General features: G+C 69.1%; 26 protein-coding genes. 9 read left to right on the top strand and 17 right to left on the bottom strand.

Annotated elements, in window-relative coordinates:
• Positions 1 to 46 precede the first annotated feature (46 nt).
• The 3 genes from ACFDS6_RS09960 to ACFDS6_RS09950 all read right to left on the bottom strand — a co-directional run bounded on the left by ACFDS6_RS09960 (position 47) and on the right by ACFDS6_RS09950 (position 2,507).
• Complete coding sequence (locus ACFDS6_RS09960) at positions 47 to 781, bottom strand: CoA transferase subunit A (protein WP_375272011.1); 735 nt, start codon at positions 779 to 781, stop codon at positions 47 to 49.
• Between the two features lie 77 nt (positions 782 to 858).
• A complete protein-coding gene (locus ACFDS6_RS09955; RefSeq protein WP_375272010.1) occupies positions 859 to 1,554 on the bottom strand; it encodes an HAD-IA family hydrolase in 696 nt (231 codons plus the stop codon).
• A gap of 32 nt (positions 1,555 to 1,586) precedes the next feature.
• Positions 1,587 to 2,507: an SMP-30/gluconolactonase/LRE family protein gene (locus tag ACFDS6_RS09950; RefSeq protein ID WP_375272009.1), complete on the bottom strand. Its 921-nt coding sequence runs from the start codon at positions 2,505 to 2,507 to the stop codon at positions 1,587 to 1,589.
• 99 nt (positions 2,508 to 2,606) lie between these two features.
• Between ACFDS6_RS09950 and ACFDS6_RS09945 the strand changes: the two genes are divergently transcribed.
• Both ACFDS6_RS09945 and ACFDS6_RS09940 read left to right on the top strand, forming a co-directional pair.
• Complete coding sequence (locus tag ACFDS6_RS09945) at positions 2,607 to 4,268, top strand: thiamine pyrophosphate-binding protein (protein ID WP_375272008.1); 1,662 nt, start codon at positions 2,607 to 2,609, stop codon at positions 4,266 to 4,268.
• A gap of 22 nt (positions 4,269 to 4,290) precedes the next feature.
• Positions 4,291 to 4,881: an exopolysaccharide biosynthesis protein gene (locus ACFDS6_RS09940; protein WP_375272007.1), complete on the top strand. Its 591-nt coding sequence runs from the start codon at positions 4,291 to 4,293 to the stop codon at positions 4,879 to 4,881.
• A 53-nt stretch (positions 4,882 to 4,934) separates the two neighbouring features.
• On the opposite strand, the gene ACFDS6_RS09935 is transcribed toward ACFDS6_RS09940, so the two are convergent.
• Entirely contained in the window at positions 4,935 to 5,117 is a 183-nt protein-coding gene (locus tag ACFDS6_RS09935) for a CsbD family protein (RefSeq protein ID WP_375272006.1), read from the bottom strand.
• An 84-nt stretch (positions 5,118 to 5,201) separates the two neighbouring features.
• Complete coding sequence (gene thiS, locus ACFDS6_RS09930; protein WP_375272005.1) at positions 5,202 to 6,209, bottom strand: sulfur carrier protein ThiS; 1,008 nt, start codon at positions 6,207 to 6,209, stop codon at positions 5,202 to 5,204.
• 176 nt (positions 6,210 to 6,385) lie between these two features.
• On the opposite strand from thiS, the gene aroQ reads away from it, so the two are divergent.
• From aroQ to ACFDS6_RS09895, 7 genes are all read left to right on the top strand, one after another.
• Complete coding sequence (gene aroQ / locus ACFDS6_RS09925; protein ID WP_375272004.1) at positions 6,386 to 6,832, top strand: type II 3-dehydroquinate dehydratase; 447 nt, start codon at positions 6,386 to 6,388, stop codon at positions 6,830 to 6,832.
• Between the two features lie 43 nt (positions 6,833 to 6,875).
• Positions 6,876 to 7,361: an acetyl-CoA carboxylase biotin carboxyl carrier protein gene (accB, locus tag ACFDS6_RS09920; RefSeq protein ID WP_375272030.1), complete on the top strand. Its 486-nt coding sequence runs from the start codon at positions 6,876 to 6,878 to the stop codon at positions 7,359 to 7,361.
• 6 nt (positions 7,362 to 7,367) lie between these two features.
• On the top strand, positions 7,368 to 8,720 hold the full coding sequence (accC, locus tag ACFDS6_RS09915; protein ID WP_375272003.1) for an acetyl-CoA carboxylase biotin carboxylase subunit: 1,353 nt from the start codon (positions 7,368 to 7,370) through the stop codon (positions 8,718 to 8,720).
• Positions 8,721 to 8,860: 140 nt separating this feature from the next.
• Positions 8,861 to 9,181 (top strand): ArsC/Spx/MgsR family protein, encoded by a 321-nt coding sequence (locus ACFDS6_RS09910; RefSeq protein ID WP_375272002.1) that lies wholly within the window; start codon positions 8,861 to 8,863, stop codon positions 9,179 to 9,181.
• On the top strand, positions 9,178 to 10,608 hold the full coding sequence (locus ACFDS6_RS09905) for a phospholipase D-like domain-containing protein (RefSeq protein WP_375272001.1): 1,431 nt from the start codon (positions 9,178 to 9,180) through the stop codon (positions 10,606 to 10,608). The genes ACFDS6_RS09910 and ACFDS6_RS09905 overlap by 4 nt, the downstream gene beginning before the upstream one ends.
• A 217-nt stretch (positions 10,609 to 10,825) precedes the next feature.
• The gene (gene purL, locus ACFDS6_RS09900) at positions 10,826 to 13,042 is read left to right on the top strand and encodes a phosphoribosylformylglycinamidine synthase subunit PurL (protein ID WP_375272000.1); all 2,217 of its coding nucleotides are present in this window, start codon (positions 10,826 to 10,828) and stop codon (positions 13,040 to 13,042) included.
• Between the two features lie 62 nt (positions 13,043 to 13,104).
• The gene (locus ACFDS6_RS09895; protein WP_375271999.1) at positions 13,105 to 14,280 is read left to right on the top strand and encodes a DUF418 domain-containing protein; all 1,176 of its coding nucleotides are present in this window, start codon (positions 13,105 to 13,107) and stop codon (positions 14,278 to 14,280) included.
• Here the strand turns inward: ACFDS6_RS09895 and ACFDS6_RS09890 are convergent.
• The 12 genes from ACFDS6_RS09890 to ACFDS6_RS09835 form a co-directional block, all read right to left on the bottom strand.
• Positions 14,277 to 14,687 (bottom strand): Hpt domain-containing protein, encoded by a 411-nt coding sequence (locus tag ACFDS6_RS09890; RefSeq protein ID WP_375271998.1) that lies wholly within the window; start codon positions 14,685 to 14,687, stop codon positions 14,277 to 14,279. The two genes, ACFDS6_RS09895 and ACFDS6_RS09890, sit on opposite strands and share 4 nt — an antisense overlap.
• Positions 14,688 to 14,786: 99 nt before the next feature.
• Positions 14,787 to 16,154, bottom strand: a complete 1,368-nt coding sequence (gene der, locus ACFDS6_RS09885; RefSeq protein WP_375271997.1) for a ribosome biogenesis GTPase Der — start codon at positions 16,152 to 16,154, stop codon at positions 14,787 to 14,789.
• 63 nt (positions 16,155 to 16,217) lie between these two features.
• Entirely contained in the window at positions 16,218 to 17,540 is a 1,323-nt protein-coding gene (locus ACFDS6_RS09880) for a PQQ-binding-like beta-propeller repeat protein (protein WP_375271996.1), read from the bottom strand.
• Positions 17,537 to 18,247 carry a tetratricopeptide repeat protein gene (locus ACFDS6_RS09875; RefSeq protein ID WP_375271995.1) on the bottom strand — a complete coding sequence of 237 codons (711 nt, stop codon included), beginning with the start codon at positions 18,245 to 18,247 and terminating at the stop codon, positions 17,537 to 17,539. Before ACFDS6_RS09875 ends, ACFDS6_RS09880 begins: the two co-directional genes overlap by 4 nt.
• 70 nt (positions 18,248 to 18,317) lie before the next feature.
• Positions 18,318 to 19,196: a 3-methyl-2-oxobutanoate hydroxymethyltransferase gene (panB, locus tag ACFDS6_RS09870; protein ID WP_375271994.1), complete on the bottom strand. Its 879-nt coding sequence runs from the start codon at positions 19,194 to 19,196 to the stop codon at positions 18,318 to 18,320.
• Positions 19,197 to 19,218: 22 nt separating this feature from the next.
• Positions 19,219 to 19,653, bottom strand: a complete 435-nt coding sequence (locus ACFDS6_RS09865; RefSeq protein ID WP_375271993.1) for a hypothetical protein — start codon at positions 19,651 to 19,653, stop codon at positions 19,219 to 19,221.
• Between the two features lie 20 nt (positions 19,654 to 19,673).
• Positions 19,674 to 20,057, bottom strand: a complete 384-nt coding sequence (locus ACFDS6_RS09860; RefSeq protein ID WP_375271992.1) for an ArsC family reductase — start codon at positions 20,055 to 20,057, stop codon at positions 19,674 to 19,676.
• The gene (gene bla, locus ACFDS6_RS09855) at positions 20,054 to 20,932 is read right to left on the bottom strand and encodes a subclass B3 metallo-beta-lactamase (protein ID WP_375271991.1); all 879 of its coding nucleotides are present in this window, start codon (positions 20,930 to 20,932) and stop codon (positions 20,054 to 20,056) included. Before bla ends, ACFDS6_RS09860 begins: the two co-directional genes overlap by 4 nt.
• 80 nt (positions 20,933 to 21,012) lie before the next feature.
• A complete protein-coding gene (guaA, locus tag ACFDS6_RS09850) occupies positions 21,013 to 22,569 on the bottom strand; it encodes a glutamine-hydrolyzing GMP synthase (protein ID WP_375271990.1) in 1,557 nt (518 codons plus the stop codon).
• Between the two features lie 67 nt (positions 22,570 to 22,636).
• Positions 22,637 to 23,266, bottom strand: a complete 630-nt coding sequence (locus tag ACFDS6_RS09845) for a LysE family translocator (RefSeq protein WP_375271988.1) — start codon at positions 23,264 to 23,266, stop codon at positions 22,637 to 22,639.
• 156 nt (positions 23,267 to 23,422) lie between these two features.
• Positions 23,423 to 23,845, bottom strand: a complete 423-nt coding sequence (gene rplQ, locus ACFDS6_RS09840) for a 50S ribosomal protein L17 (RefSeq protein ID WP_375271987.1) — start codon at positions 23,843 to 23,845, stop codon at positions 23,423 to 23,425.
• A 215-nt stretch (positions 23,846 to 24,060) separates the two neighbouring features.
• The coding region (locus tag ACFDS6_RS09835) for a DNA-directed RNA polymerase subunit alpha C-terminal domain-containing protein (RefSeq protein WP_375271986.1) at positions 24,061 to 24,473 on the bottom strand (413 nt) is incomplete at its 5' end.

Below are 24,473 nucleotides of genomic sequence, written 5' to 3'. Positions count from 1 at the left end.
CGCGGTCGCCGCCGCGAGCATGCCGATCAGCGCTGCCCGCACCGCGTCAGACCTCGCTGCCCGCCGCTGCCGCACTCGCCTCCGGCCGCGGACGAGTGAGTCGGAACTCGATCTTCTTGTCGTACGGCGCGCCGACGATCATGCGCTTCACGTAAATGCCGGGCAGATGGATGTGATCGGGGTCGAGCGTGCCGACCGGCACCACCTCCTCGACTTCCGCCACGCACACCCGCCCCGCGGTCGCCATCGGCTGGTTGAAGTTGCGCGCGGTCTTGCGGAAGATCAGGTTGCCGCTCTCGTCCGCCTTCCACCCCTTGATGATCGAAATGTCGGCGCGAATGCCGCGCTCCAAGATGTAATCCTCTCCGTCGAACGCCTTCACCTCCTTGCCCTCGGCCACCAAAGTGCCGACGCCCGTCTTGGTGTAGAAGCCGGGGATACCCGCGCCGCCCGCGCGGCAACGCTCGGCCAGCGTCCCCTGCGGACAGAACTCAACCTCAAGCTCGCCCGACAGATACTGCCGCTCGAACTCCTTGTTCTCGCCGACGTAGCTCGAGATCATCTTGGCGACCTGCCGCGTGCGCAGCAGCTTGCCCAGCCCCTCGCCGTCGATCCCGGCATTGTTGCTCGCGATCGTCAGCCGCTGCGTGCCCGCATCGCGGATCGCGTCGATCAACCGCTCGGGCACGCCGCACAGTCCGAACCCGCCGGCGCAGATCGTCATGCCGTCGAACAGCAGCCCGTCGAGCGCCGCGGCCGCATCGGTGTAAAGCTTCTTCATCGCGACAACCTCTCTCTCACCTCGCCGCTTACCGACGCACGGGCGAGCCGGTCAATCGCACAACGTCGCGGGGCGGCTCAGAACGACCCCGGCATCACGCCCAGCGCGCGCGCCAGATCGTCGAGCGCCTGCCCCTCGCCCGCCACCTTGATCGCGGTCATGCCGAGTGCGGCGGCCGGTTTGCAGTTGATGCCAAGGTCGTCGAGGTAGATGCACTGCTCCGGCGCCTTGCCCGCCATGTCGAGCATCATGCGGTAGATCTTCGGATCGGGTTTGCGCAGCCCGACCTTGCTCGATTCGATCACGTGGTCGAACCGTTCGAGCACTTGCGCGACCAGCGCCGCCTTCTCCGCGGTGCGCGACATGCCCGCCCCTTCGCCCGCGGGCACGTTGTTGGTGATGCAGCCCACGTAATAACCGTTCTGCTTTAGCCAATCGAGCGCGTGGACCATGCGCGGGCGGATGTCGCCGGCGAGCAGCGCGAGCACGTCCTCGCCGCGCAATTCGTGCCCTAGCACGCGCGCTTCCTCGGCAAACGCGGCGTCAAAGCCTGCAGCGTCGATCTCCGCGCGCTCGAACCGCGCCCAGGCGTTGGTGTCGGGATCGGTCGCATTGATGCGCCGGATCAGGTTCTCGGGCAGCCCGCGCTCGCGCTCCATGCGCGCGAATGCCTCGAAGGGCGACGACGTGATGACGCCGCCGAAGTCGAAGATCACCGTGTCGCGCAACCGTTTTCCCCCAAACTCTGTCCGCTGCTCATCGTCGCTCGACACGCGCTTGTCCACGCGCCAACGTCTGCACGCGCTCAATAGTGCAGCGTCAAGCCGGGCCGCGCCCAGCGCGTCTTCACCAGCCGCCCCGTGCCCGACAGCGTGATGAACGCGTCCATCATGTCGGGGCCGCCGAAGGAGATGTTGGTGGTGAATATGTCGTTCGTGGCGACGAACTCGACCAGCTCGCCGGTGGGCGAGACGACGCTGATCCCGCACTCGCCGATCGTCGCGACGCAGATGTTGCCCGACGCCTCCATCCCCAGGGAGTCGAAGAACTTGTACCCCGCGGGCCTGTAGAGCGGGATGCCGGGCCCGCCCGGTCCCGCGTCCGGCGCGACCTTGCCCGGCGCGGTCACCTCGAACTTCATCAGCCGGCAGGTGTAGGTTTCCGCGGCGTAGAGCGTGCGCCCATCGGGCGACAGGCCGATGCCGTTGGGGTTCATCGACGGGAAGATTACCTCCTCGATGAAGCTGCCGTCGGCCTTCGCGTAGAAGATGCCGACCACGTCGTGGCAGCGGCGGGCGTAATCGACCTTGCCGTGGTCGGTGAACCAGAACCCACCGTGCGCGTCGAACACGAGGTCGTTGGGGCCGCGCAGCGTAACGCCATGATCGCCCGATCGGTACAGCACCTCGACGCCACCCGTCGCGGGGTCGATCCGCTCGATCCGGCCGCCCGAGTAATCCGCGGCGATGCCGTGAGGGCTGAGCATGCCGTTGTTCTCGACATAGTGGAACCCGCCGTTGTTGCAGCAATAGAGCATGCCGTCGGGCCCGAGCGCGAGACCGTTGGGGCCGCCGCCGGGCGTCGCCACCACCTCCTTTCGGCCGTCCGGCGTCACGCGAGTGACGCGGCCGGGTTCGATCTCGACCAGGATGACGCTGCCGTCGGGCATGACCACCGGCCCCTCGGGAAAGCGCAAGCCATCCGCCACCAGCTCGAACGCCGCCATGATCCGCTCCTCTCTTTTTTGTGCCGGCGAGGATCAGCCAGCCGCACCGAAAGCGCAAGCGCTTGCCGCCTCGCCGTCGCGGGCGCTAGGCTCGCGCGCATGGAGAGCATCGGAACCGAGCAGATCAGGACGGGCGGGCGCATCCTCGTCGACCAACTCGTCGCGCAGGGGTGCGAGCAAATCTTCACCGTGCCGGGCGAGAGTTTTCTCGCGGTGCTCGACGCACTCCACGACGTGCCGGCGATACAGACGGTGGTATGTCGGCAGGAGGGCGGGGTCGCGTTCATGGCCTGCGCCGACGGCGCGCTGACGCACCGCCCCGGCGTCGCCTTCGTCACGCGCGGGCCCGGCGCGACCAACGCCAGCATCGGCGTCCACGTCGCGCGGCAGGATACGCAGCCGATGATCCTGTTCGTCGGCGACGTCGACCGCGGCACCCGCGACCGCGAGGCGTTTCAGGAGATGAATTTCGAGGCGATGTTCACGCCGATCGCGAAATGGGCCGCGCGGATCGACGACGCGCGCCGCATCCCCGAATATGTCGCGCGCGCCTATTCGGTCGCGATGAACGGGCGCCCCGGCCCGGTCGTGCTCGCGCTGCCCGAGGACATGCTGCTCGACGAGGTCGTGGCGATCGACCGCCCTCGCGTCGAGCGCGTCGCGCAGGCACCCGACGTGGACGCGGTGGCGCAGCTCGCCGACCTGCTCGCCACCGCCGAGCGCCCGGTCGCAATCGTCGGCGGCGCTGGCTGGGACGAGCGCGCGGCGGAGGACATCGCCGCCTGGGCCGACCGCACCGGCGTGCCGCTGGTCGCCGCATTCCGGCGGCAGGACGCGGTGCCCAACGACTGCCCGTCCTATGCCGGCAATCTCGGCTATGGCCCAAATCCCAAGCTGGTCGCGCGCGTGAAGGCGGCCGACCTGCTGCTGGTCGTCGGGCCGAGGCTCGGCGAGGCGACCACCGACGGCTACACGCTCGTCACCCTCGACCACCCGGGCCAGCGGCTCGTCCACGTCCACCCGGACGCGAACGAGCTCGGCATGACCTACCGCACCGATCTCGCGATCTGCGCCGGCATGGCCGAGTTCGCCGAGGCGCTAATGTCGGTCGACGGCCCCGCGCACCCGACCGCCTTCGACGCGCGCGCAGACTATCAGTCGTGGAGCACCCCCGCACCGCGCGACGGCGTCGCGCTCGACCTTGGTCCCTGCGTCGCCGCGATGCGAGAGCGGCTGCCCGCGGACACGATCATCTGCAACGGTGCGGGCAATTTCTCGGGCTGGTGGCACCGCTACTGGCGCTACGCCGGGCCGGGTACGCAGCTTGCCCCGACCTGCGGCGCGATGGGCTACGGCGTGCCGGCAGCGGTCGCGGCGAGCCTGCGCCGGCCCGAACGGACGGTCGTCGCGGTCGCGGGCGACGGCGACTTCCTGATGAACGGGCAGGAACTGGCCACCGCGGTCCAGCACGATGCGTCGATGCTCGTCATCATCGTCGACAACGCCGCCTACGGGACGATCCGCATGCATCAGGAACGCGAGTTCCCGCGCCGCGTGTCGGCCACCCGGCTGCGCAACCCCGACTTCGCCGCGCTCGCGCGCGCTTTTGGCTGCTGGGCGGAAACGGTCGAGGCGACCGCCGACTTCGCGCCCGCGCTCGATCGCGCGATGGCGCAGGACGGCGTGCGGCTGCTCCACCTGAAGACCGATGTCGAGGTAATCACCGCCGCGACGACGCTGGAGGCGATCCGCAATCGCTGAGCCACGCGCAGGTTGGGTGTGTATGGCCGACGACCCGCACAGCGTTTCCGATATACTCGACCGGATCGCTGACCTTGCCGACAAGGAGGATAACGTAGCCGTCGGCGATGTGGTGAAGGCGCTCGGCAGTCGCGGATTCGGCCCGTTCCTCGTCGTCATCCCGCTGATCGACATCTCGCCGATCGGCAGCATCCCCGGCCTGCCGACCGCGATGGCGATCGTCGTCGTGCTAATCGCGTGCCAGATGGTGCTCGGGCGCGAGCATCTGTGGCTGCCGGGCGTCGTGGAACGTCGCGCGATCACTTCGGCCAAGGTGAAGAAGGCGACCGGCAAGGTCCGCGGCGTCGCGCGGGTCCTCGACCGCTGGTTCCACGGCCGGCTGCCCGCGCTGACCAAGGGTCCGTTCGTGCGCGCGGCGGCGGTCGGGTGCATCGTCATGGCGATGTGCGTGCCGCCGCTCGAACTGCTGCCGCTCGCCACCACTGCGCCGATGTTGGCGATCGCGGCATTCGGCCTGGCGCTGACCGTCAGGGACGGCGCGCTGATGATCGCGGCAAGCGTACTGGCCATCGCGGCCGTCGGAATCGGTTTCGGCGCGCTGCTCAACAAATGAGAAGGGCCACCCCGGTGTCCGGAGCGGCCCTCTCAATTAACGCAAGTGGTGGATCAGATGTCGTCGCCGAGAGCGCCCTTGACGCTGCCCTTCATCTGCTCGCCCTTGCCCTCGGCCTGCTGGGCCTGGCCTTCCGCCTTCAGGCTGGCGTCGTCGTTGTGCTCGCCGAACGCTTCCTTGGCCTTGCCGACCAGCTCGTTGACGTTGCCCTTGATCTTGTCGGTGAGCTCACCCATCGCCTTATCTCCTGCGTCTCTGGTTGGTTGAATCTAGACGAGAGAAACGACATCGCGCGACGGTTGTTCCGGGGGCGTGTTGCTTCAGATCAGTCCGGCGAGCGGGCTCGACGGGTCGGCGTAGCGCCGCTGCCCCATGCGCCCCGCACGATAGCTCATCCGTCCCGCCTCGACCGCGGCCTTCATCGCCGCCGCCATCATGATCGGGTCCTTGGCCTCCGCGATCGCGGTGTTCATCAGCACGCCGTCGCAACCGAGTTCCATCGCCACCGCCGCGTCCGACGCGCAGCCGACGCCCGCGTCGACCAGCACCGGCACCGTCGCGCCCTCTACGATCAGCCGGATCGTGACGCGGTTCTGGATGCCCAGCCCCGATCCGATCGGCGCGCCCAGCGGCATGATCGCGACCGCACCCGCTTCCTCAAGCTGCTTCGCCGCGATGGGGTCGTCGACGCAGTAGACCATCGGCTTGAAGCCCTCGCGAACCAGCACCTCGGTCGCCTTCAACGTTTCGCGCATGTCGGGATAGAGCGTGCGCGCCTCGCCCAGCACCTCCAGCTTGACGAGGTCCCAGCCGCCCGCCTCGCGCGCCAGTCGCAGCGTGCGGATCGCCTCGTCCGCGGTGAAGCAGCCCGCGGTGTTGGGCAGGTAGGTGACGCGCTTGGGATCGATGAAGTCGGTCAGCATCGGCGCCTTGGGATCGGACACGTTGACGCGCCGCACCGCGACCGTGACGATCTCCGCGCCCGAGGCTTCCAGCGCGGCGGCGTTCTGCGCGAAGTCCTTGTACTTCCCCGTGCCGACGATCAGCCGCGACCGGAACGTCTTGCCCGCGACGGTCCAGGTGTCGTCGGCGATCGGCCCGGCATGGTCACCTCCCCCAACGAAATGGACGATCTCCAGCTCGTCGCCGTCCTCGACGCAGACGTCGCCCAGCGTCGAGCGCGGCACGATCTCCAGGTTGCGCTCCACCGCCACCTTCTCGGGCACTAGCCCCAGCTGCTCGGCGAGGTCGGCGATCGTCAGCCCCGCCTTGACACGCTTGTGCTCGCCGTTGACGACAATCGAGACGGTACCGTCGGAATGGGGCATATCAGCTGCATCGAGGGCACGCGCCCCCGTCCGTTGTCGGGAGGGATGGTCGCTGGCCCCACGCCCCGCCTTCCCGGAACGAAGCGCGGCCCTTCGACAAGCGACGGGCGAGCGGGCTAGAGCGGTGATGCTCCGGCACCTAATCCTCGCCTGCCCCTTGTTCAAGAAAGCAGCTCATGCCCGCACCCGATAACGCGACCGTCTTTGTCCTGAACGGCCCCAACCTCAACCTGCTCGGCACGCGCGAGCCGGAGATCTACGGCCACGACACGCTGGACGACATCGCCGGTCGGCTGGAGGACCGCGCGCGCGCGCTGGGGCTCACGATCGACATGCGGCAGTCGAACCACGAGGGGCATCTGGTCGACTGGCTGCACGAGGCGCAGGCGTATGACGCGCGCGCGGTGATCCTGAACGCGGGCGCCTTCACCCACACGTCGATCGCGCTCCACGACGCGATCAAGGCGATCCGCACCCCGGTAATCGAGGTCCACCTGTCCAACCCGCACGCGCGCGAGGACTTCCGCCACACCTCCTTCGTCGGTCGCGCCGCGCGCGGAACGGTTGCGGGATTCGGCGCGCTGTCCTACGCCCTCGCGCTTGAAGCGGCGGCACAGTTCTGACACAGCGCGCGCCCTTGAAGGGGAATCAAGGCTGATGGCCGACATGAATGACGCAAGCGGCGGTGCGATGCAGGTCGACGTGAACCTCGTGCGCCAGCTCGCCGAGCTGCTCGACACCACGCAGCTGACCGAGATCGAGGTCGAGGACGGCGACCGCAAGATCCGCGTCGCGCGCAAGGCGGCACAGGTCGCCGCCGCGCCGCTGCACTACGCACCGCCACCCGCCGCCGCGAGTGCCGCGCCCGCCGCCGCCGCGCCGCAGGTCGACAACGCCGGTCCGTCCGCGCCCAGCGATGCCAACGCGGTCCGCTCGCCGATGGTCGGCACCGTCTACCTCGCCGCCGAGCCGGGCGCGAAGCCCTTCGCCGCGATCGGCCAGACTGTGGCGGCGGGCGACACGCTGCTGATCGTGGAAGCCATGAAGGTGATGAACCCGATCACCGCGCCGTCCGCCGGCACGGTCAAGGCGGTGCTGGTCGAGAACGGCCAGCCGGTCGAGTTCGACCAGCCGCTCGTGGTGGTCGAGTAAGGAGCCGTGCCGCAGATCAAGAAGCTGCTGATCGCCAACCGCGGCGAGATCGCACTGCGCATCCACCGCGCGTGCCACGAAATGGGGATCAAGACGGTCGCGGTGCACTCCACCGCCGACGCCGACGCGATGCACGTGCGGCTCGCCGACCAGGCGATCTGCATCGGCCCGCCGTCCGCGGCGGAGAGCTATCTCAATATCCCCAACATCATCTCGGCCGCCGAGATCTCGGGCGCCGACGCGATCCATCCCGGCTACGGTTTCCTGAGCGAGAACGCCAAGTTCGCCGAGATCGTCGAGCTGCACAATTTGATCTTCGTCGGGCCCAAGCCCGAGCACATCCGCACGATGGGCGACAAGATCGAGGCGAAGCGCACCGCGGGCGCGCTCGGCCTGCCGCTCGTCCCGGGCTCCGACGGCGCGGTCAGCGACGTGGACGAGGCGAAGGCGATCGCGCAAGCCGCGGGCTACCCCGTCATCATCAAGGCGGCGTCGGGCGGCGGCGGTCGCGGCATGAAGGTGTGCACCAGCCCCGATCAGCTCGAGACGCTGATGGCGCAGGCCGGCAGCGAGGCGAAGGCCGCGTTCGGCGACGCCACCGTCTACATTGAGAAGTATCTCGGCAATCCGCGCCACATCGAGTTCCAGATCTTCGGCGACGGCCGCGGCAACGCGATCCACCTGGGCGAGCGCGATTGCTCGCTCCAGCGCCGCCATCAGAAGGTGCTGGAGGAAGCGCCCTCGCCCGTCATCACGCCGGAGGAGCGCGCGCGCATGGGCGGCATTTGCGCGCGCGCAATGGCCGACATGGGCTATCGCGGCGCGGGGACGATCGAGTTCCTGTGGGAGAACGGCGAGTTCTACTTCATCGAGATGAACACCCGGCTGCAGGTGGAGCATCCGGTGACCGAGGCGATCACCGGGCTCGACCTGGTGCGCGAGCAGATCCGCGTCGCCGAGGGTAAGCCGCTGACGCTCAGGCAGGAAGACGTCGTCTTCCGCGGCCACGCGATCGAGTGCCGTATCAACGCCGAGGACCCGCGCACCTTCGCGCCCTCGCCTGGCCTGGTGAAACAGTATCACGCGCCAGGCGGCATGCACGTCCGCGTCGATTCGGGACTCTACGCCGGCTACAAGGTCCCGCCTTACTACGACAGCATGATCGCCAAGCTGATCGTCTACGGCACGACCCGCCAGGGTGCGCTGCGCCGCCTACGCCGCGCGCTGGAGGAGTTCGTGATCGAGGGAATGAAGACCACCATCCCGCTCCACCAGGCGCTGCTCGACGACGCCGAGTTCCAGTCGGGTGACTACACGATCAAGTGGCTGGAGGACTGGCTGGCGCGGCAGGACGCCTGATCCGCGCCGTCGTGAAAGATTACAGCCGGGGCAAGTCACTGAGCTTGCCCCGGCTTTTTCGTGGCTCCGAGGTCGCGATGGGTCGAGCACTAGACCCAGCCCCGCCGCGCGGTAGAAGACGCCATGCAGAAGACCCGGCGATGAGGGCCACCATCCTCCACAACCCGCGCTGTTCCAAGTCGCGCGAGGCGCTCGCGATCCTGCACGAAGCGGGCGCCGAGGTGACGGTGGTCGACTATCTCAAGCAGCCGCCGACGCGCGACGAACTCGCCGGCTGGTACGCGCGCGGTGGGTTGAGCCCGCGCGAGAGCTTGCGCCGGGACGCTCCCGACGTCGCCGACGACGACGCCGCGCTCGACCTGATGGCGCGTGATCCGCGCACGATCGAGCGTCCGCTGGTCGAGACCGAACGGGGCGTCCGCCTCGGCCGGCCACCGTCGGTCATCCGGGACATCCTGTGACCCTGCCCGAGAAGACGCGCTGGCGCGTCGAGCGCGCGGCCAAGGCGGCCGTAATCATCGACGCCGACGCTTACTTCCGCGTCGCGCGCGAGGCGATGCTGAATGCCAAGCAGCAGATCCTGCTGGTCGGCTGGGACTTCGACGCGCGCATCACGCTCGCCTACGGCGAGGATCACCCGGAGGCGCCCACGACGGTCGGCGACTTCATCACCTGGCTGGTGAAGCGTCGGCCCGAGTTGCAGGTCTACATCCTTCGCTGGGACAAGGGCGCGTTCAAGACGCTGTTTCGCGGCAAGACGCTGCTGACCATGCTGCGCTGGCGCTTTCGCGAGAAGCGCATCCACCTGAAGCTCGACGGGCATCACCCGACCGCCGCGTCGCAGCACCAGAAGATCGTGGTGATCGACGATTGCGTCGCGTTCTGCGGCGGCATCGACATGACCGACGAGCGCTGGGACACGCGCGAGCACGTCGACGAGGACCCGCGCCGTCGCTCGCCGCACGGCTTCTCCTACAAGCCGTGGCACGACGCGACCACCGCGCTCCAGGGGCCGGTCGCGCGCGCGCTGGGCGAATTATGCCGCACGCGCTGGAAGATCGCGGGCGGCGTGCCGATCACGCCGCCGTCCGGTGTCGGCGAGTGCTGGCCCGAGAGTATCGAGCCCGATTTCACCGACGTCGACGTCGCGATCTCGCGCTCGCAACCGCTCCACGAGGGGCAGGATGAGTTGCGCGAGATCGAGGAATTATACCTCGCGCTGATCGCGCGCGCGAAGCGCCGCATCTACGCCGAGAGCCAGTATTTCGCCTCGCGCCGCATCGCCGAGGCGATCGCCGAGCGGCTGGTCGAACCCGACCCGCCCGAGATCGTCGTCATCAATCCGACCACCGCGCAGGGGTGGCTGGAGCCGATCGCGATGGACACGGCGCGCGCGCGACTGGTCGCCGAGCTGCAGCGCCGCGACCACGCGGGGCGTTTCCGCATGTACCACCCGGTCACGACCGACGGCACCGGCATCTACTGCCATGCCAAGGTGCTGGTGGTGGACGACGACGTGATCCGCATCGGTTCGTCCAACTTCAACAATCGCTCGATGCGGCTCGACACCGAGTGCGACGTGACGATCGCCGACGAGGGACCCAAGATCGCCGCGATCCGCGATGACCTGCTCGCCGAGCATCTGGCGGTCGACGTCGCGCAGGTCAGCGAGGGCGTCGCGCGCGACGGGCTGATCGCCACGATCGAGCGGCTGCGCGGCGACGGCAAGACGCTGATCCCCTACGAGATACTCGACCTGAACGACGTGCAGGCGTGGCTCGCCGAGCACGAGGTGCTCGACCCCGAGGGCCCGGCCGAAATGTTCGAAGCGTTCGAGAAGCGCGGACTGCTGCGGCGGCTCAAGCACTATCGCCATCGCCGCCGCTGATCGCCGCGCGGCGGCTCAGTCCTCGGTCGCCGCCTCGTTCGCGGTCTGCGGGTCGACGACGCCTTCCTGCTCCTCTTTCGCGGCCACGTCCTTCAACTCCTCGGGTGTCAGTTCGGTGGGATCGGTCACGATGCGCTCTCCTTCGGCGCGGTGAACGCGCCGCGACCGCGTTCGGCTGCGCTGGCATCCGCGCGCCTGCCCCGCTATGCGCGCGCACATGACTTCGATTACCCCCGAGATCGTCGCCGAGCACGGCCTGTCGCCCGATGAGTACGACCGCGTGCTCCACGCGCTCGGCCGCGAGCCGAACCTGGTCGAACTCGGCATCTTCTCGGTCATGTGGAGCGAGCATTGCTCGTACAAGTCGAGCCGCATCCACCTAAAGAAGCTGCCGACCGAGGCGCCCTGGGTGATCTGCGGTCCGGGCGAGAACGCCGGCGTGATCGACATCGGAGACGGCCAGGCCGCGATTTTCAAGATGGAGTCGCACAACCACCCGTCCTACATCGAGCCCTACCAGGGCGCGGCAACCGGGGTCGGCGGTATCCTGCGCGACGTGTTCACGATGGGCGCGCGCCCGGTCGCGAACTTGAACGCGCTGCGCTTCGGGCGCCCCGATCATCCCAGGATGCGCCACCTGATCTCGGGCGTGGTCCACGGCATCGGCGGCTACGGCAATTGCGTCGGCGTACCGACGGTCGGCGGCGAGGTGAATTTCCACCCGGCCTATGACGGGAACATCCTGGTCAACGCGATGACCGTCGGCGTCGCCGCCACCGACAAGATCTTCTACTCGGCCGCCAGCGGCGTCGGCAATCCGATCGTCTACGTCGGCTCCAAGACCGGGCGCGACGGCATCCACGGCGCGACCATGGCCTCCGCCGACTTCGGCGAGGACGCCGATGCCAAGCGCCCGACCGTGCAGGTCGGCGATCCCTTCACCGAGAAGCTGCTGATCGAAGCGTGCCTCGAACTGATGGCTTCGGACGCGATCGTCGCGATCCAGGACATGGGTGCGGCCGGGCTCACCTCGTCGTCGGTGGAGATGGCGTCGAAGGGCGGCGTCGGCATCGAACTGGTCATGGACGACGTGCCGCAGCGCGAGACCGGCATGACGCCGTACGAGATGATGCTGTCGGAGAGCCAAGAGCGCATGCTCATGGTGCTGAAACCCGGCCGCGAGGATTTCGCGCAAGCGATCTTCGAGAAGTGGGAGCTCGACTTCGCGGTCATCGGCCACGTCACCGACACAGGGCGCATGGTGCTGAAGTGGCAGAACGAGACGGTGTGCGACATCCCGCTTGGCCCGCTCGCCGACGACGCGCCGCTCTACGACCGCCCGCACGTGCCGACCCCGCCCGCCAAGGCATTGGTCAACGTGCCCGAGTGCCGCGACCCCGCCGCCGACCTGCTCGCGCTGATGGGCTCGCCCGACATCGCCAGCCGCCGCTGGATTTGGGAACAGTACGACCACATGGTCGGCGCCGACACGGTGCAGCGCCCCGGCGGCGACGCCGCGGTGGTGCGCGTTCACGACACCGACAAGGCGCTGGCGATGACCACCGACTGCACCCCGCGCTACTGCTACGCCGACCCGGTCGAGGGCGGAAAGCAGGCGATCGCGGAAGCGTGGCGCAACCTGACCGCGGTCGGCGCGACGCCGCTGGCGGTCACCAACTGCCTCAACTTCGCCAACCCGCAGCGTCCCGAAATCATGGGGCAGATCGTCGGCTGCCTGGAGGGGATGAGCGAGGCGTGCCGCGCGCTCGATTTCCCGATCGTGTCGGGCAACGTCAGCCTCTACAACGAATCGAAGGCGACCGGCGGCGGATCGGCGATCCTCCCCACCCCCGCGATCGGCGGCGTCGGGTTGCTGCAACAATGGGACAAGAGCGCGACGATCGCGTTCAAGCAGGCGGGCGACATCATCATCGTCATCGGCCGCCGCCGCGGTGATCTCGGCCAGTCGTTGTGGCTGCGCGAGCTCCACGCGCGCGAGGAAGGCCCGCCGCCGCGCGTCGACCTGGACGCCGAGCGCCGCACCGGCGACTTCGTCCGCCGCGCGATCGATGCGGGGCAGCTCTCGGCGGTGCACGACGTCTCCGACGGCGGGCTCGCGGTGACGATCGCGGAGATGGCGCTCGCGGGCAACATCGGCGCGATGGTCGACCGCGCGCTGCCGTTCGACACCGCCCCGTCGCTGTTCGCCGAGGATCAGGGCGTCTACGTCGCGACCGTCCACGACCACGCGCTGCTCAACTTTCTGCAATCCGCGCTCGACGCCGGCATCGACGCCGAGCCGCTCGGTCGCGCGATCGGCACGCGCGTGATCTTCGAACTTCGCGACGGCGACTACGCCGTCTCGCTCGCCGACCTGCGCCGCGCGCACGAGGGGTTCTTTCCCACGCTGATGGCGACCGAGCCCGCGCTCTGATCGCCGCCGGCGAGGATAGCGACCCGGTAGCGCCGGACGCGCGTCACCGGTCGCTCGACGTGGTGCGCGGCGTCGCGGTGATGGGCATCCTGCTCGCCAACATCGTCGCGTTCGGGTTGCCGGGCGCGGCCTATTTCTCGCCGCTCGCCTGGGGCGGCGCGGGCGTGCCCGAGAAGACGGCGTGGCTGCTCAACTTCGTCTTCGTCGAAGGGCGGATGCGCGGGCTGTTCTCCGCGCTGTTCGGCGCCTCGATGCTGCTGGTGATCGAACGCGCCGACGCGCGCGGCGACAATGGCGCGGCGCTGCATCTCAGGCGCATGTTCTGGCTGTTCGTGATCGGCTGCCTGCACCTCTACCTGTTCTGGTGGGGCGACATCCTGGCGCATTACGCGCTGACAGGCGTCGTCGCGCTGTTCTTCCACCAGGCACGCGCGCGGACGCTGCTGCTGCTCGCGCTGGCAGCACTGCTGGTGTCGGTCGTGATGAACGCCGCCAGCGCCGCCGCGCTGTTCGCCGCCGCCGCTCGCGCGACACCGGCCGACGTGGCGGTGTGGAACGGTTTCGGCGCCGCCTTCGGCGTGCCGCCGCGGTCGGATATGCTGAACGAGATCGCGGCGATGCGCGGCAGCTTCGCCGAGGCGGCGGCGTGGCGGTGGCAGCGAGCGACCAATCCCCTCACCCTGCTGCCAATCATCGCACCCGACACGCTGGGCGCGATGCTGCTCGGCATGGCGGGCCTGCGCTCGGGCTTCGTGACGGGAGGGTGGTCGCGTGCCGCCTACGCCCGCGTCGCGCTCGCCTGCGTGCCCGTGTCGCTCGCCGGCTACGCCGCGATCGGCTGGCACACGATGGCGAGCGGGTTCGACCAGCGCTGGGTCTATACCGGCTCCCTAGTGCTCAGCCTGCCGCTGCGCATGATCGGCTACACCGGCTACGCCGCGCTGCTCGTGCTGCTGTCGCGGTCGAGCGGCGCGTGGAGCGCGCGCCTGGCGGCGACGGGGCGGATGGCGTTCAGCAACTATCTCGGCACCACCTTGCTGATGGACCTGCTGTTCGCCGGCTGGGGACTGGGGCTGTTCGGTGCGATCGGTCGGGCGTGGCTCTACGCGCTGGTGCCGCCGGTCTGGGCGCTGATGCTGATCTGGTCGCCCGCCTGGCTCGCGCGCTACCGCTACGGCCCGCTCGAGTGGGTGTGGCGCAGCCTGGTGCGCGGACGCACCGTCGCGTTGCGCCTCTAGCCGATCCGGCGCCCGAAGCCGCCTGGGCGACGCACGGTGACCGGCTGCGCCTCGCGTTTCAGATAGGCGAGCGTCGCGTCGAACAGCGGCCGCAGCGCCAGCACGTCGGGCACCCCCGCGGTCGGCTTCGTGTGCAGCTCCACGCACTCGCGCGCGAGCGTCTCCAGCTTCTCCGCCAGGGCGGCGAGCGGGCTGGCGCCGAACTGGCTCGCCTCGCCCTTCAGCGTGTGCGCGGGTAGCACCAGCGCGGTCGCGTCCTGCTCGCGCGAGGCTGCCTCGATCGCGTCGAGCGACTTCAGCCCGTCCTCGCGAAAATAGCCGAGGATGCGCGCGAAATCCTCGCCCAGCTCCGCGCGCGCCCGCGCCAACGCCGCGCGGTCGACCAGCACTCCTCCGTCGAACGACACCCTTGCTTCCCTCGCACGCTAGACCAGACGTCGTGGGGTTTTTAGCGAGCCGCGCGTAAACAACGTGTAAGCACCGCGCGGCAAAGAACTACAATCGGATCAATGATCGAATGGGTTCTTGGGCGCGCGCAGCATGAGGCGCACCGGCACCGCGCCGAACCCCAGCTCGCGGCGGATGCCGTTGATCAGGTAGCGCTGGTAGCTCATCGGCAGCTGGTCGACGCGCGTGCCGAACAGCACGAAGCCGGGCGGACGCGTCTTCGCCTGGGTCAGGTAGCGCAGCTTGATCCGCTTGCCGCCGGGCGCCGGCGGCGGATTGGCCTCGATCGCGCGTTCGAACCAGCGGTTGAGCTCGCCCGTTCCGACGCGCCGCGACCACGCGTCGCGCGTCTCGAACGCGGCGGCGATCAGCTGATCGATCCCCTTGCCGGTCGCCGCCGACACGGTCAGCAGCGGCACGCCCTTTACCTGCGCCAGCCCCTCATCCAGCGCCGCCTTGACGCCGTTGAAGGTCTTCGACGGCTCCTCCGACACGTCCCACTTGTTGAGCGCGATGACGAGCGCGCGGCCTTCCTCCAGCACGCGGTCGGCGATCCGCAGGTCCTGCGATTCGAGCCCCAGCGTCGCATCGAGCAGCAGCACCACCACTTCGGCGAAGTCGACCGCGTGGAGCGCGTCGGCGACCGACAGTTTCTCCAGCTTGTCCTGCACCTTGGCGCGCTTGCGCATGCCCGCCGTGTCGATCAGCCGCACCTTGCGCGGCCCCATCGGGCTGCCGAGCCACTCCCAGTCGACCGCGATCGAATCGCGCGTGATCCCGGCCTCGGGACCGGTGATCATCCGGTCCTCGCCCAGCATGCGGTTGACCAGCGTCGACTTGCCCGCATTCGGACGTCCGACGATCGCCAGCTTGAGCGGCGCGTCGGGGCCGAGGTCTTCGTCGTCGGGCTCTACCTCGTCCTCGCCGCGCTCGATGTGCGGCAGCAATGCCTCGAACAGGTCGGCGATGCCCTCGCCGTGCTCGGCCGACAATTGCACCGGATCGCCGAAGCCGAGCGCGAGCGATTCGAGCACGCCCTGCTCGCCGCTGCGACCCTCCGCCTTGTTGGCGACCAGGATGACCGGCGTGTCGGACCCGCGCAGCCAGCGCGCGATCTCCTCGTCGAGCGGGATCACCCCCGCGCGCGAATCGAACAGGAACAAGGCGACGTCGGCGCTGTCGACCGCGGCCTGCGTCTGGCGCCGCATCCGGCCGGGCAGCGTGTCGGGGTCCTCGTCCTCGTATCCCGCGGTGTCGATGATGCGGAAGTCGAGCCCGAGCAGGTGCGCCTCGCCCTCGCGCCGGTCGCGCGTGACGCCGGGGCGATCGTCGACCAGCGCGAGCTTCTTGCCGACGAGGCGGTTGAACAGCGTCGACTTGCCGACGTTGGGACGGCCGACGATCGCGACCACAGGTAGACGGGACATGATGCGCCGGTGCCTAGCGCATCATGCCGTCCCCGTCACCTGCTGCGGCGACGCCGCCTTAGCTCAGCGATAGGCGGACAGCTGGCCCTTGTCGTCCAGCACGTAGAGCGTGTTGTTGGCGACGATCGGCGGCAGCGAGAAGGCGTCGCCGGCCTCGATCGTCGCGAGCTGGCTGCCGTCCGCCGGCGACACCGCGACCAGTTCGCCGCGCGAGTTGGTCAGCCACAACCGCTCGCCCGCCAGCACCGGCCCGAACCAGGTGAAGGCGTTCTCGCGCTTCTTCTCGTTCTTGAATGCGGGCAGCTGCCCGATCCAGCGCACCTTGCCGTTGGCGCGCGACAGGCTGACGACGCGCGCGTCGTCGGTGACGACGAACAGCCACTCGCCTGCCAGCCACGGCGTCGAGATGCCCGCGAAATTCTGCTCCCACAACCGCTGCCCGGTGCCGAGGTCGAGCGACACCATGCGCCCGCCCTCGCCGATCGCGTAGACGCGCCCGTCCTCGATCACCGCGTCGGCGTTGATGTCGGCCAGGCTCGACACCGAGGTCGAGATCGCGGTGCGCGACAGCGCGTCCTGCCACAGGTTGCGGCCGTTCTCGTAGCGGTACGCGTTCAGCTCGCCCGACGAGAAGCCGGCGACCACCGTGCCCGAACTCGCCGCCGGCGCGGCGACGCCGAACAGACCCTGCGTCTCCAGGCTCGCGCTCTGCGTCCACACCACCTTGCCGTCGGCCTGGTCGAGCGCGAAGATCTGATTGTCCTGGCTCAACACGTAGACCTGACCGTTCGCGATCGTCGGCGCCCCGCGCAGCGGGCCGCCCGGCTTGGCGCGCCACACCTCCTTGCCGTCGGCCGCGTTCAGCGCGACGACGTCGCCCAGCCCGTCGGTCGCGTAGACCTTGGCGTCGTCGTAGCTGACGCCGCCGCCGAAGCGCGCCGACTGGTTGTTGTCGCCCTCGGTCACCTTCGCGGTCCACAGCTTGGCGCCCGTGTCGGCGGCGAAGGCGTGAACGGTCGCGTCGACGTCGACCACGAACAGCTTGTTCTCCGCGACGACCGGCGCCGCGCCCAGCCGCTGCCGATTGCTGCCGCCGTCGATCTGCGCGGTCCACGCGCGCGTCGGCGATGCGGCGAGCGCCAGATGGCCCATCGACTTGTCGGCGCTGCCACCCGACTGCGACCAGTCGGTGTTGGTTTCCGGGGTCGGCAGCAGCACCTGCACGCTGGCGAGCGAAGGGTCGACCTCCGCGCGGTTCTCGGACGCCAGGATCGAGACGCGGTTGCCGACGGTCGGCGTCTTCTTGGGCGACCCCTTGAAGATGCCGCACCCGCCGAGCGCCAACAGGATACCCAGCGCAGCGGGTGCTGCCTTGCCAACCTTCATTCCGTGATGCCCTTACCGGTTCCGCCGTCCTGCGGCAGTGCGTCGATCCCCAATACGCCCGCCATCTGAACCGCACGTTGACGCAGCGACGCGGGCACGTCCTTGTCGCGCGCGATCCGCGCGAAGGTCTGCCCGGCCAGGTCGCGCTTACCCTGCGCCAGATAGGCGGCACCCATCATCTCGCCCGCGCTGCCCAGATACGCGCTGCCACCGACCGCGAGCGGAGTCATCCGCTGGATCACGACCTCGGGCTTCAGCGTGTCATACTCCGCCGCGGTCTGACGGATCAGCGCCAGGTCGCGGAACGGCTTGGCGATACTGGCATCGTTCGCGACGCTGGCGAACTTGGCCGCCGCGCCCTTCAGGTCGTTCTTGGCGAGCAGCACGTCGGCCTGCGAGAACAGCGCCAGCGTGCGGTACCCGTCACGCTTCGACTGCGCGAGCTCGGCCAGCGGCTTGGCCGCGCCGTTGAAGTCGTTGGCCCCCAGATAATCGTAGGCGGTCTGAAGCGTCTCGCCCTCCTTCTCCGCCGCGACGCGCTCGCGATGCTGCCAGAACAGATAGGCGCCGAACGCGACCAGGATCGCGACCACGGCGATCACGATCCATCGGCCGTAACGCTGCCACACGCCGATCATCTGGTCGCGGCGGTACTCCTCGTCCACCTCGCGCAGGAACGCCTCGTTATTCTGCGGCGTCAGGGCCACGTCTTGCTCCACTTGGTCGGAAAGTCGCCGCGGCTTAGCCGCTCGCCCGCTGAAACGAAAGGGGCGCGCCTCACGCCTTGGGCGCGTAGGTCTGCTCGGCCGTGGGGAAGGCACGCGCGCGCACCTCGGCGGCGTAGGTCTCGACCCGCTCCGACACGTACCCCGCCATGTCACCGTATCGCTTCACGAAGCGCGGCGTGCGCTCGAACAGGCCCAGCATGTCCTCGGCGACCAGCACCTGCCCGTCGCAGTCCGCCGACGCACCGATGCCGATCGTCGGTACCGCGATCTTCCGCGTGATCGCCTGCGCGATCGGCTCCACCACGCCCTCGATCACCACCGCGAACGCGCCCGCCTGCGCGACACTCTGCGCGTCGGACACGATTTTCTGCGCCTCCGCCTCCGACCGCCCGCGCGCGCCGTAGCCGCCCAGCGCGTTGACCGCCTGCGGGGTCAGCCCGACGTGCCCGACGACGGGGATGCCGCGCTCGGACAGGAAAGCGACGGTCGGCGCCATCGGCGCGCCGCCCTCCAGCTTGACCGCCGCCGCGCCCGTTTCCTTCATCAGATAGGCCGCGCTCTCGAACGCCTGCTGCGGCGACGCCTCGTAGCTGCCGAACGGCATGTCGATCACCACCACCGCGTGATAGCTGCCGCGCACCACCGCCGCGCCGTGCGCCGCCATCATCGCGAGCGTCACCGGCACGGTCGACGGCAGGCCGTAGATCACCTGCCCCAGGCTGTCGCCGACCAGCAGCATGTCGCAGTGCGGATCAAGCAACTGCGCCATGCGCACGGTATATGCGGTCAGCATGACCAGCGGCTCGCCCTTGCCGTCCGCGATCGCCGCCTTGCGGGCGCGCAGGGCCGGCACGGTCAGCCGCTTCATCGGCGCGGACACCGGCGTCGCGCGGCTGGTCGAGGTGTCGATGGTGAAGGTAGTGGACATGGCTCTCCTTACCCGCGCCGCGTCAACCGATCCAGCCGCGCGCGCGGGCGCGCCGCGCGAGCAGCACCGACAGCAAAGCGACGGCGGCGATCACCAGCGGAAAGACCGCGGTCCACCAGTCCTTGACCTGGGCGATGTCGGTGGCGGCGAACAGCCAGCCGAACTGGACCGCGACGCCGATCAGCGACAGGGTTATCAGCGGCACCGCCAGCACCGAGCGCGCGAGCAGCGCGACCGCGCCGAGCAACCCGCACCCGACCGCCACCGCGTAGACCGCATTGTACCAGATCGGCAGCGACGCGTAGAGCGCGCGGTCGTAGTCGCTCGCCGGCTCCATCGCCTCCGCGCCGAGCCGGAACTGCTGTATACAGGCGTAGCAGCCCGCGATCGCCCAGAGCAGCAGCACCACGGCGACGATGCGGAACCACGTCGGCGCGCGCGTCGGTCGATGCGTCATGTCGCCTCCCTTCACCGCTTTCACCATGCAGCGAGCGAGCGACCGGCGCAATCAGCCGAGCAGCGCGGCGTAGCGGTCGGCTTGAACCCTACCTCGGTCGCATCGCCGGTGACCAGGACGGGCCGCTTGATCATGCCGGGCTGCGCCAGCATCAGCGCGGCCGCGCGCTCACGATCTAGGTCGGCACGCTCGGCGTCGGGCAGCTTGCGGAACGTCGTCCCCGCGCGGTTGAGCAGCACCTCCCAGCCGATGCGGTCGATCAGCATGTCGAGCAGCGCGCGGTCGAGCCCGTCCTTGCGGTAATCGTGAAAGCCGAACGCGACCCCGCGATCGGACAACCACGCGCGCGCCTTCTTGATCGTGTCGCAGTTCGGGAAGCCGTACATCGTCACGCGCTGGGTCACTGCGCCTCCCTCGTCTGCCGCGTCAACTCGCGCTCGAAATCCGCGCTCGCCGCTCGCATCAGCGTCGCGAGCAAGGTCGGCGCGACCAGCCGACCCCCGGCCGCGCGGGCGCGGACGTCGGCCTGTTCGGGATGGAACGGCAGCACCACGTCGGCGGGCTCTTGCATCAGCCGCGCGATGCTGGCGCGCAGGTCGGCGACGATCCCGGGATAGCGGCGATTGCCGATCAGGCGGTTGCCCGCTACCGACACGCTGCACGGGAAGATCACGGTAAGCGGACGGCCGCGCTCGACCACGCGCGTGGTCCAGCTCGTGCAGCCGGGCGTATGTCCGGGCGTCGCCACCGCGCGCAGCGTTACGCCGCCGAGCGTCACCTGATCGCCGTCACGCACCGCCCGCGACACCTTGACCGCGGGGAAGCGGATCACGCCGTAGCTCGTCTCGCCGGGCGGGACGCCGCTCTCCAGCGCGGCGACGTCGCCCTCGCCCGCCACGACGCGCGCGCCGGTGTCGCGTACCAGCCGCGCGTCGCCCGCCGCGTGGTCGAAATGCGCGTGGCTGACCAGCAGCAGCCTGACCCGGTCGAGCGGCACGCCGACCGCGCGGATGTTGCGCTCGATCGCGGGCACGTTCTTCGCCATGGTCGCGTCGAGCAGGATCGCGCCGTCGCGCGTCCTGACCAGGTAGCTGGCGAGCCCTTCCGTCCCGACGTACCAGATCGGACCGACGAGGTGGAACGGCAGGATGGCAGGCGTCCAGGCGGGCGGGTCCGGCGTCGCCGCGCCGGCGGAGATCGGCAGCAAGAGCGCGGCGAGCGCGGTTGCGACGGAGCCGATCTTACCGGTTCGGCGGATCGTGCCCGCTTCCTTTGGCATCGTTGCGTCCAGGCGCTCACGGCCGCTCGCGCGACCGAGTAAATCGGGCGAGCAGCCCCCGGCTGCTCGCTTCATCCGGTTTACTCCCACTCGATCGTGCCCGGCGGCTTGGAGGTGTAATCGTATGTCACGCGGTTGACCCCGCGCACCTCGTTGACGATCCGCGTCGATACCCGCGCCAGGAACCCACCCGGAAACTCGAACGCCTGCGCGGTCATCCCGTCGGTCGAGGTGACCGCGCGCAGCGCCAGCACCGAATCGTAGGTCCGCCCGTCGCCCATCACCCCGACAGAGCGCACCGGCAGCAGCACCGCGAATGCCTGCCAGATCGCGTCGTACAGCCCGGCGTTGCGGATTTCCTCCAGGTAGATCGCGTCCGCGCGGCGCAGGATGTCGCAGCGCTCCTTGGTGACCTCGCCGGGAATGCGGATCGCCAGGCCGGGTCCGGGGAACGGGTGGCGCCCGACGAAATGCTCGGGTAGGCCGAGCTCGCGTCCCAATTCGCGCACCTCGTCCTTGAACAGTTCGCGCAGCGGCTCGACCAGCTTCATGTTCATGCGTTCGGGCAAGCCGCCGACATTGTGGTGGCTCTTGATCGTCACCGACGGCCCGCCGGTGAAGCTGACACTCTCGATCACGTCGGGGTAGAGCGTGCCCTGCGCTAGGAAGTCCGCGCCGCCGATCTTCTTCGCCTCGTCCTCGAACACCTCGATGAAGGTGCGGCCGATGAACTTCCGCTTCGCCTCCGGGTCGGTCACCCCGGCGAGCCCGCCCATGAACAGCGGCTCAGCGTTCACGTGGACCAGCGGAATGTTGTACGCGCCGCGGAACAGCGACACGACCTGCTCCGCCTCCCCCGACCGCATCAGCCCATGGTCGACGAACACGCAGGTCAGCTGGTCGCCGATCGCCTCGTGGATCAACACCGCCGCCACAGCCGAATCGACCCCGCCCGACAGCCCGCAGATGACGCGGCCCGAGCCGACCTGCTCGCGAATCTCGGCGATCTTGGTCTCGCGGAACTCCGCCATCGTCCAGTCGCCGGCGAGGCCGCAGACGTGGCGTGCGAAATTGGCGATCAACTTGGCGCCGTCGGGCGTGTGGACCACCTCCGGGTGGAATTGGACGCCGTAGAAGCGGCGCTCCTCGTCGGCGACCATCGCGAACGGCGCGCCTTCCGACGTGGCGACCGGCACGAAACCGGGCGGCAGCGCGTCGACCTTGTCGCCGTGGCTCATCCACACCTGGTGGCGCGAGCCGACCTCCCACAGACCGTCGAACAGCGCGCACTCGGCCTTCACGTCGAGCATCGCGTGCCCGAACTCGCCGCCGTCGCCCGAGATCACGACGTTGCCGCCCAGCTGCGTGCTCATCAACTGCTGGCCGTAGCAGATGCCCAGGATCGGCACCCCCGCCTCGAACAGATGCTGCGGCGCGCGCGGGCTGTGCTCCAGCGTGACGGAAGACGGCCCGCCCGACAGGATGATGCCCTTCGGCTGCAACCGCTCGAACGCCTCGGCGGCCGCGTTGAACGGCGCGACCTCGCTGTAGACGCCCGCCTCGCGCACGCGGCGCGCGATCAACTGGGTTACCTGGCTGCCGAAATCGACGATGAGGATATTGTCGGGATGCTCCATGCGCGCGCGTGTAGCGGGTGCGTCGCTCGCGTGGAAGGTCGCAAAGGTCCGACGTGTCGGTCGGTCGCTACGCCAGCCGAGCGGTGAACAGCGCCGCGCCGAATGCGACGAAGATCGCTCCCGTCACACGGTCGAACACGCGTCGCACTCGCGGACGCGCCATATAGCGCGACAGCGATCGCCCGCCGAGCGCGTAGATCGCGTACCACAGCAGCTCCATTGCAACGAAGGTGACGACGAGGACCGCGAATTGCGGCGCCTGCGGCGCGGCGCGCGTGACGAACTGCGGCAAGAACGCCGCGGCGAACAGGATCAGCTTGGGATTGCTGATGCCGATCGCGAACCCGCCGCGGAACAGCGCGCGCTTCGACACCGTGCGCGGCAACGTGCCGGCGCCGACGTCGACGGGCGCCTCGTCGCTGCGCCACGCCTTGATGCCGAGCCAGATCAGGTACGCGACCCCGACGTAGCGCAGCACGTCGAACGCGCCGGGGATCGCGCGCAGCAGCGTCGTCAGCCCCGTCGCGGCGGCGGCGAGCACGATCAGCATCGCCGTCAGGCATCCCGCCATCGCGAACACCGTCCGCCGCACCCCGACCTCGACGCTGCGCGACAGGATGTGGAGCATGTTGGGGCCGGGCGTGCCGCACAGCAGGAACACCGCGACGACGAACAGCCACCAGGTGTGAAGCGTCATCTGCGATCCCCCGTCCCCGTACGAGAAGGGCCGCCCCATCGCTGGAGCGGCCCTTCGTATCAGTCCCGCCGCGGCGAATCCGCGTCGTCAGTCGGCGCGGTGCGCCGCTGGCCGGCCTTGAGCGTCTCGTGAATAGCGAACGCTATTCACGTGCGCTCATGCGGCGTCGTCATAGTCCTCGTCGGTCATCACCGGACCCGAGTCCTGGCCCTTCGCCGCGACGTCGCGGTCGACGAACTCGATGATCGCCATCGGTGACGCGTCCGACGCGCGGATGCCTGCCTTGATGATGCGGGTGTAGCCGCCGTTGCGCGACGCGTAGCGGGTCGCGAGCGTGTCAAACAGCTTCACCAGCTGCGCGTCGTCGAGCAGCCGCGCGTGCGCCAGACGACGGTTCGACAGACCGCCCTTCTTGCCCAGCGTGACCAGCTTCTCGATGTATGGGCGAAGCTCCTTCGCCTTGGCGACGGTGGTGGTGATCTGCTCGTGCTTGATCAGCGCGGCCGACATGTTGCGGAACAGCGCCTGGCGGTGCGCCGAGGTACGCTGGAGTTTACGACCGCCTACACGGTGACGCATGGTGTCTTCCTTCTCGTTCGTCAGGGGGCCGTTTCACGGAACCCCGGGACAGGTAGGACGGTGGGCCACCCGGTTTGCCGTCGCTCCTGATGTGGAGCCCTTTAAGTGCGGCCGGGACGCGGGAGCGAGTCCCGCGTCGTCGGTCGGATCGGCCGGGCCGATCCGCCGGCCGGGCTGGCGCCGTCTTCGGGTTAGCGACGCTAACCCGATGCGGCTCAGCCCATGATCTCCTGCTCGAGCTTCTTGGCCATTTCCTCGATGTTCTCGGGCGGCCAGCCGGGGATCTCCATGCCGAGGCGGAGCCCCATGCTGGAGAGCACCTCCTTGATCTCGTTGAGCGACTTGCGGCCGAAGTTCGGCGTGCGCAGCATCTCGGCCTCGGTCTTGCCGACCAGATCGCCAATATAGATGATGTTGTCGTTCTTGAGGCAGTTGGCCGAACGCACCGACAGTTCGAGCTCGTCGACCTTCTTGAGCAGGTAACGGTTGATCTGCGCAGTGTCGCCCGCGACCTCCGTCGTGCCCGACACCGGCGCCGCGACGCCGACCGGGACCGAGCGCGTGACCGACGAATCGTCGAAGTGGACGAACAGCGCGAGCTGGTCCTGCAGGATGCGACCGGCGTAGC

Origin of the sequence: Sphingomonas sp. (assembly GCF_042095875.1) — a bacterium.
In the GTDB taxonomy this organism is placed as follows: Bacteria; Pseudomonadota; Alphaproteobacteria; order Sphingomonadales; family Sphingomonadaceae; genus Sphingomonas.
This window is presented reverse-complemented; position numbering and strand designations above follow the sequence as displayed.